The organism is Nocardia sp. NPDC059691 (assembly GCF_042733915.1).
Classification (GTDB): Bacteria; Actinomycetota; Actinomycetes; order Mycobacteriales; family Mycobacteriaceae; genus Nocardia; species Nocardia sichangensis.
This window is the reverse complement of sequence record NZ_JBHWFB010000032.1, coordinates 1-7,513: the sequence shown is the minus strand read 5'-3', so window position 1 is coordinate 7,513 and position 7,513 is coordinate 1. Positions and strand designations below refer to the sequence as shown.

Below are 7,513 nucleotides of genomic sequence, written 5' to 3'. Positions count from 1 at the left end.
ACATGTACGGCATCACCGAGACCACGGTGCACGTGTCGTTCCTGTCGTTGGACGAGCAGATGGTCGACAACCCGGCCAGCGTGATCGGGCGGGCGATCCCGGGTCTGGAGGCGTATGTGCTCGACGACCGGTTGCATCCGGCGCCGGTGGGGGTGGCCGGACAGATCCATGTGGTCGGCGCGCAGCTCTCGCGCGGGTATCTGGGGCGTGCGGGGTTGACCGCGACACGGTTCGTGGCCAATCCGTTCGGTGCGCCGGGCTCGCGGATGTATCGCTCCGGGGATATCGGGCGCTGGCGTGCCCGTGGTGACGACGCCGCCCTGGAGTACGCCGGTCGCGGTGATCAGCAGGTGCAGTTGCGTGGGTTCCGCATCGAACTCGGGGAGATCGAGGCGGCGCTGCTGCGGTGTGCGGGGGTCGGGCAGGCGGTCGCGGCGGTCCGTACCGACGAGCATGCCGGTGACCGTTTGATCGGCTACGTCGTGCCCGACCCGGGCGCGAGCATCGACCCGACCGCGGTGCGCGGCGAAGTCGCCGACTTCCTGACCGGGTACATGGTCCCGGATGCGGTGGTCGTGCTCGAGGTGTTGCCGTTGACGGCGAACGGGAAACTGGACCGCAGGGCGCTGCCCGCACCGGAGATCGTCAGCACGGCCGCCTACCGCGCGCCGCAGACGGTCACCGAGCAGGCCGTGGCCACCGCGTTCGCCGAACTGCTCGGCGCCGACCGCGTCGGCCTGGACGACGATTTCTTCGGGCTCGGCGGTAACTCGCTGCTCGCGGCCCAGGTGGCCGGACGGCTGCGGGACGCGACCGGAGCGACGGTGCAGGTGCAGTGGTTCTTCACCGACGCCACGGTGGCGGGCTTGGCCGCGCGCATCGACGCGGGCGACGCCGACGCCACCGCGGCGCTGGACGTGCTGCTGCCCATCCGGGCGAGCGGATCGGCGGCCCCGCTGTTCTGCCTGCATCCGATGTACGGCTTGGCCTGGTCGTACGCGGGTCTGGCCCAGTTCCTGCCCGTCGAGCAGCCGATCTTCGGCCTGCAATCGCCCGCGCTGTCGGAGGACGTCGAGCTGCCCGGTTCGCTGGACGAACTGGCCGAGCGCTACCTGTCCGAGATCAGGGCGGTACAACCGCAGGGTCCGTACCGGTTGCTCGGCTGGTCCCTCGGCGGCGTGCTCGCCCATGCCATCGCCACCAGGTTGCAGGACGCGGGCGAGCAGGTGGAGTTGCTGGCCATGATGGACAGCCATCCGAATCCGGACGTGGTCGGATTCCGCGCGGCGGTGCGCGGGGCCCTGGCCGAACTCGGCCTCGGCACGGCGGTCACCGCTGACGGCGATGTCTACGAGCTAGACGACGAGTCGTTGGCCGCGTTGCACGCCATGATCCCGGCCGATCTGGTCGCGGTGACTCCCGAGCGGCTGCGCCGGATCTACCGCACCGCGGTCCGCTCGGCGGAGTTGATCGCCGAGCACCGGCCCGGAGTATTCCGCGGCACCGTGCAGTACTTCAGCGCGGCGGTCGCCGATCCCACCGACGAGTTGCGCGCCGCCGCGGCCGACTGGTGGCCGTACGTCCAAGGCATGGTCGTCGACCGGCCGGTCGAGGTCACCCACGCTCGGATGGCCACACCGGAGGCGCTGGCGGTGATCGGACCGCAGCTGGCCGCTCTGCTCGACGCTCGCCGTTGACCATCCTGCCGACGTCGCGACCCCAATCGCGCGTCGGCAGGTAATAATCAACCGCGGCACTCGTCACGTGCGTCCGTTTTCGACCCGAAACCCCAGGGTCGAGGCCGGTCGCGCTCGGCGTGCGCCGGTGGTCAGGTAACGATCGACCTGCGCACGTTCGATGATCCCAGGGTGGGGAGCATGGTGACGTGCGTGCGGCGACGATAGACAGGGTGAGGCAGCACGATGGTTCGGGCGGTCGGGCAGCGGCGTGACGAGACTGCGGAAGCGGTGCGCGTATGACCCGCCCGGCGCGTGTGCGCCCGACCCGGACCCGCCGCCCCCGCGTCACCACTCTGCCGCAATTGATGGCCACCGCCGTCGAGGCCAACCCGAGCGGCGCGGCCGTGGTGTTCGCCGACGCGACCGCCACGCTGGCCGCGCTGAGCTATGCCGAGCTGGACGAACGGTCCACGCGTTTGGCGCGTTTGTTGATCGATCGTGGGGTGGGTCCGGAGGATCTGGTCGCGGTCGGTGTTCCGCGTTCGGTGGAGTCGGTGGTCGCGGTGTGGGCGGTGGCCAAGACCGGTGCGGGGTTCGTGCCGGTGGATCCGAACTATCCGATCGACCGGGTCGAGCACATGGTCGCCGACTCGGGCGCGGTCTTCGGGCTGACCGTGGAGGAACTCCGCGGTGACCTACCGGACCGGGTCGAGTGGCTGGCCATCGACACCGCGGACTGCGCCCGGCGGCTCGCGGAGTTCCCGGCAGATCCGGTGACCTACACCGATCGGGTTCGTCCGCTGCGCGCGGAGCATCCCGCCTACGTCATCTACACCTCCGGCTCAACGGGCAAGCCGAAGGGTGTGGTCATCACGCAGGCGGGGTTGGCGAGTTTCTGTGCCGAGCAGCGTGATCGGTATCGGGTGACGAGTGCGTCGCGGACGTTGCATTTCGCGTCGCCGTCGTTCGACGCGTCGGTGCTGGAGTTGCTGCTCGCGCTGGGTGGCGCGGCCACCATGGTCGTCGCGTCCCCCACGGTGTTCGGCGGCGAGGAATTCGCGTCCCTCATCCGCCGGGAGGCCGTGACCCACGCGTTCGTGACGCCGGCCGCGCTGGCGTCGGTGGATCCGGCGGGGTTGGACGAGTTGCGTGTGGTGGTGGCCGGTGGCGAGGCGTGCCCGCCGGAGCTGGTGCGGCGCTGGGTGCTACCGGTGTCGGGTGGGCGCACCCGTGAGTTCTTCAACGGGTACGGCCCGACCGAGACGACGATCATGACGAACATCAGCGCGCCGCTGGTGCCGGGGGAACCGGTGACGATCGGCGCGCCGATCCGGGCCGTCACCGAATACGTGCTGGACGAGCGGTTGGTCCCGGTCCCCAGCGGTGTCGTGGGGGAGCTGTACATCGCCGGTGCGCAACTGGCCCGCGGCTATCACGAACGGCGGGGACTGACCGCGTCCCGCTTCGTGGCGAACCCGTTCGACGCGCATGGGTCACGCCTCTATCGCACCGGTGATCTGGTGCGTTGGACGCCGGATGGTGAGTTGGAGTATCTGGGTCGCAACGATTTCCAGGTGAAGATTCGCGGTTTCCGTATCGAGCTCGGTGAGATCGATGCGGTGCTGGCGGCGCACGAGACGGTCGATTTCGCCGTCACCGTCGGCCACCACCTGGACAGCGGCGCGACCATTCTCGTCTCCTACGTGCACGCCACGCCGGGGATGGACGCCGACGCGGCCGAACTGGCCGCGCTCGCCGAGCAGAGCCTGCCCGCGCATATGGTGCCGACGGTCGTCATGGTGCTGGACGAGATCCCGCTGACTCCGGTCGGCAAATTGGACCGCGAGGCGCTGCCCGCGCCGCGGTTGCAGACCAAGGTGTTCCGCGCGCCGGTCGGCCCGCTCGAAGAGTTGGTCGGCGAGGTGTTCGCCGAACTGCTCGGCCCCGGCGCGCCGGTCGGCGCGGACGACGATTTCTTCGAGCTGGGCGGCAACTCGCTGATCGCGACGCAGGTCGCGGCCCGGTTGGGGGCCGCCATCGCGGCGCGGGTGCCCGCGCGGCTGATCTTCGAAAGCCCCACCGTCGCCGCGCTCGCCGCGCGGTTGGAGCCGTTGAAGGGCGCGGGCGACCGGCGCGCGTTGGTGGCGGTGGAGCGTCCGGAGCGGGTGCCGTTGTCGCCCGCGCAGCGGCGGATGTGGTTTTTGAATCAGTTCGATACCGGGTCCGCGGCGAACAATATTCCGTTCGCGGTGCGGTTGTCGGGTGTGTTGGATGTGGCGGCGTTGCAGGCGGCGGTGGCGGATGTGGTCGGGCGTCATGAGACGTTGCGGACGGTGTATCCGGCGGTGGACGGTACCGGGTATCAAGTGGTGCTGCCAGCCGCACAGGCCGTTCCCGACCTCGCGCCGAAGCCGGTCGCCGAGCACGAGCTACCGGACTGGCTGCGCGGATTCGCGCTGACCGGCTTCGACGTCGCGGCGGAGGTGCCGCTGCGCATCGCACTGGCCGAGATCGGTCCCGGTGACCACGTGGTCGTTGTGGTGGTGCACCACATCGCGGCCGACGGCGCTTCGGTCGCGCCGTTCCTGCGTGACCTGCTCAGCGCGTTCCTGTCCCGGCGCAACGGGGCGCGCCCGTCGTGGCAACCGCTACCCGTGCAGTACGCGGACTACACGCTGTGGCAGCGCGCGATGCTCGGCGACGAGGACGACCCGGATTCGGTGGCCGCGGCCCAGATCGCCTATTGGCGCGACGCCTTGGCGGGCATCCCGGACCGGATCGACCTACCCGCGGACCGGCCGCGTCCAGCCGTCGCCTCCGGCCGGGGCGCGGAGTACACCTTCGTGGTGGACGCCTCCGTGCACCGAGGTCTCGCCGAACTGGCACAGAGCGCGGGCGCCTCGGAGTTCATGGTGGTGCACAGCGCCCTGGCGGTGCTGCTCGCCCGGCTCACCGGCACCGACGACATCACCATCGGCACGCCCGTGGCGGGCCGGGGCGAGCGGGAACTCGATCCGCTGATCGGCATGTTCGTCAACACGCTGGTCCTGCGCACCCGGATTGATCCCGGCGCGTCGTTCCGTGCGCTGCTCGAACAGACGAAGGAAACGGATCTCGGCGCGTTCTCGCACGCCGAGTTGCCGTTCGAGCGGCTGGTCGAGGTGCTGGACCCGGTGCGCTCGCAGGCGCATCATCCGTTGTTCCAAGTGGCGCTGTTCTACCAGAACCTCAGCATGCCCGAGATAGTACTGCCCGGACTATCCGCTCAGGTGGTCGAGTTCGACAGCGCGATGGCGAAATTCGATCTGCAATTGACCGTGGTGCCCGCCGCCGATGGACAGGCCACCGGGTTCACGGCGATGTTCACCTACGCCACCGACCTGTTCGACGAGCGGACGATCGCCGAGTTCGCCTGGCGGCTGGATCTGTTGCTGACCGCCGTCGCGGCCGAGCCGGATCGGCCGATCGGCGCGATCGACCTGCTGGCTCCCGCCGAGCGCGAACGCATCCTGCTCGAGTGGAACAGCACCAGGTACCCGGTGTCCGCCGAGTTGCTGCTGGACGGTTACCGGCGCGCCGCGGAGGCGTACGCGGACGAGGTGGCCTTGGTGCACGAGGGCGCCGAGCTGACTTATCGTGAGTTCGATGCGCGGGTGAATCGGCTGGCGCGTTTGTTGATTTCGCAGGGTGTGGGTGCGGAGTCGTTGGTGGGGTTGGCGGTTCGGCGGTCGTTGGATCTCGTGGTGGGGATGTATGCGGTGGTGGCGTCGGGTGGGGCGTATGTGCCGTTGGATCCGGATCATCCGGCCGAACGCATCGCGCACATCCTCGACACGGCGCAGCCGGTCTGCGTCCTCACGACCTCCGCCGACGCGGTCGACGTGCCGGAAGGCACCGCGGTCCTGCTGCTGGACGCGCTGGATCCGAACCGATTCGACGACAGCCCGGTTCGCGCGGAAGAACTCGTGCGCCCGGTGTCGCCGCACCATCCGGCGTACGTCATCTTCACTTCCGGGTCGACCGGCAGGCCCAAAGGCGTGGCGATCTCGCACTTCGCGATCCAGAACCAGATCAGCTGGATGCTCGCTGCCTATCCGCTGGACGCCGACGACGTGTACCTACAGAAGACGGCGACGACCTTCGACGTCTCGCTATGGGGATACTTCCTGCCGCTGCGCGTGGGCGCGAAGCTGGTCGTCGCCGCCCACGACGGGCACCGCGATCCGGTGTATGTCGCGGAAACGATTGCGGCACAGGGTGTGACGGTGACGGATTTCGTGCCGTCCATGCTGACGGTCTTCGCCGCGCACACCGCTCCCGGGTCGTGCCCCACTTTGCGCGACATCTTCGTGATCGGCGAAGCGCTGCCGCCGGAGACCGTCGCCGCGGTGCGCACGGTGACCGACGCGGCCGTGCACAATCTCTACGGCCCGACCGAGGCGGCGGTGTCGGTGACCTACTGGCCCGCGACGGCCGCGGACGAGCGTTCCGTGCCGATCGGCGTGCCGCAGTGGAACACGCGGGTGTACGTCCTGGACTCGTGGTTGCGGCCGGTGCCGGTGGGTGTGCCGGGTGAGTTGTACTTGGCCGGTGATCAGCTGGCCCGCGGTTATGTGCGGCGTCCCGATCTCACCGCGGACCGGTTCGTCGCCAACCCGTTCGGCAACGGCGAGCGGATGTACCGTACCGGTGACCTGGTGGTCTGGCGCGCCCCGACCGAAGCGCTGCCGCATCGGCTGGACTACCTCGGCCGGACCGATTTCCAGGTGAAGTTCCGTGGTCAGCGGATCGAGCTGGGCGAGATCGAGACGGCGCTGCTGGCGCAGCCTTCGGTGAGCCAGGCGGTGGCCTCGGTCGCGCCTTCGTCGCTCGGGGACCAGCTCGTCGCCTACACAGTCCCCATGCCGGGGTACTCGATCGAGCAAGGCGAGTTGCTCGCTGCAATCGGGGAAACGCTGCCCGCCTACATGGTTCCGGCCGCCATAGTCGCGCTGGATGCGTTGCCGCTGAACTCCAGCGGCAAGCTCGATCGTAAGGCGCTTCCCGAACCTGCCTTCACCGCGCGTGAGTTCCGTGCGCCCTCGAGCGCGGTCGAGGAGATCGTGGCGGGTGTGTTCGGCGAGGTGCTCGGTGTGACCCGGGTCGGCGCGGATGACGACTTCTTCGCGCTCGGCGGCAATTCGCTGGTCGCCACGCAGGCGGCGGCGCGCTTGGGTGCGGCGGTCGATGCTCGCGTGCCGGTGCGGGCGCTGTTCGAGACTCCGACGGTGGCGGGGTTGGCGGCGGCGCTGGAGTCGCACACGCACGGTGAGCGCGTGGAGTTGGGGAGCATCGCCCGGCCGGAGCGGTTGCCGTTGTCGTTGGCGCAGCGGCGGATGTGGTTCCTCAACCGGTTCGACCACGTGGACGGCGCTGCCGCCACGGCCGGTTCCGCGGCCTACAATCTGCCCTTCGCATTGCGGTTGACCGGCGAACTGGATGTCGCCGCGCTGGGTGCGGCGCTGCACGACGTGGTGGCGCGCCACGAGGTGCTGCGCACGGTGTATCCGGAGACCGCGGATGGTCCGGTGCAGGTGGTGCTGGCCGCCGGGCAGGTGGCGCTGGATGTGGGCGCGCATGCGATCGGCGCGGACGAGGTCGCGAGCGAGGTGTACACGCTCGCTGCGACTCCGTTCGACGTGACCGCCGAAGTGCCGGTGCGGGTGCGGCTGCTGCGGATCGCGGACGCGCCGCAGGAACATGTGTTGGCGGTGGTGGTGCATCACATCGCGGCGGATGCGTCGTCGATGGGTCCGTTGGTGCGGGATGTGATGGTGGCGTATGCGGCGCGTACT

Annotated in this window: 2 protein-coding genes; both read left to right on the top strand. The window is 69.6% G+C overall.

The features are described 5' to 3' along the window. A partial coding sequence (locus ACFV2O_RS36615) for a thioesterase domain-containing protein (protein ID WP_379256344.1) occupies positions 1 to 1,697 on the top strand: 1,697 nt, incomplete at its 5' end. A 278-nt stretch (positions 1,698 to 1,975) separates the two neighbouring features. Continuing rightward, the coding region (locus tag ACFV2O_RS36610) for an amino acid adenylation domain-containing protein (protein ID WP_379256342.1) at positions 1,976 to 7,513 on the top strand (5,538 nt) is incomplete at its 3' end.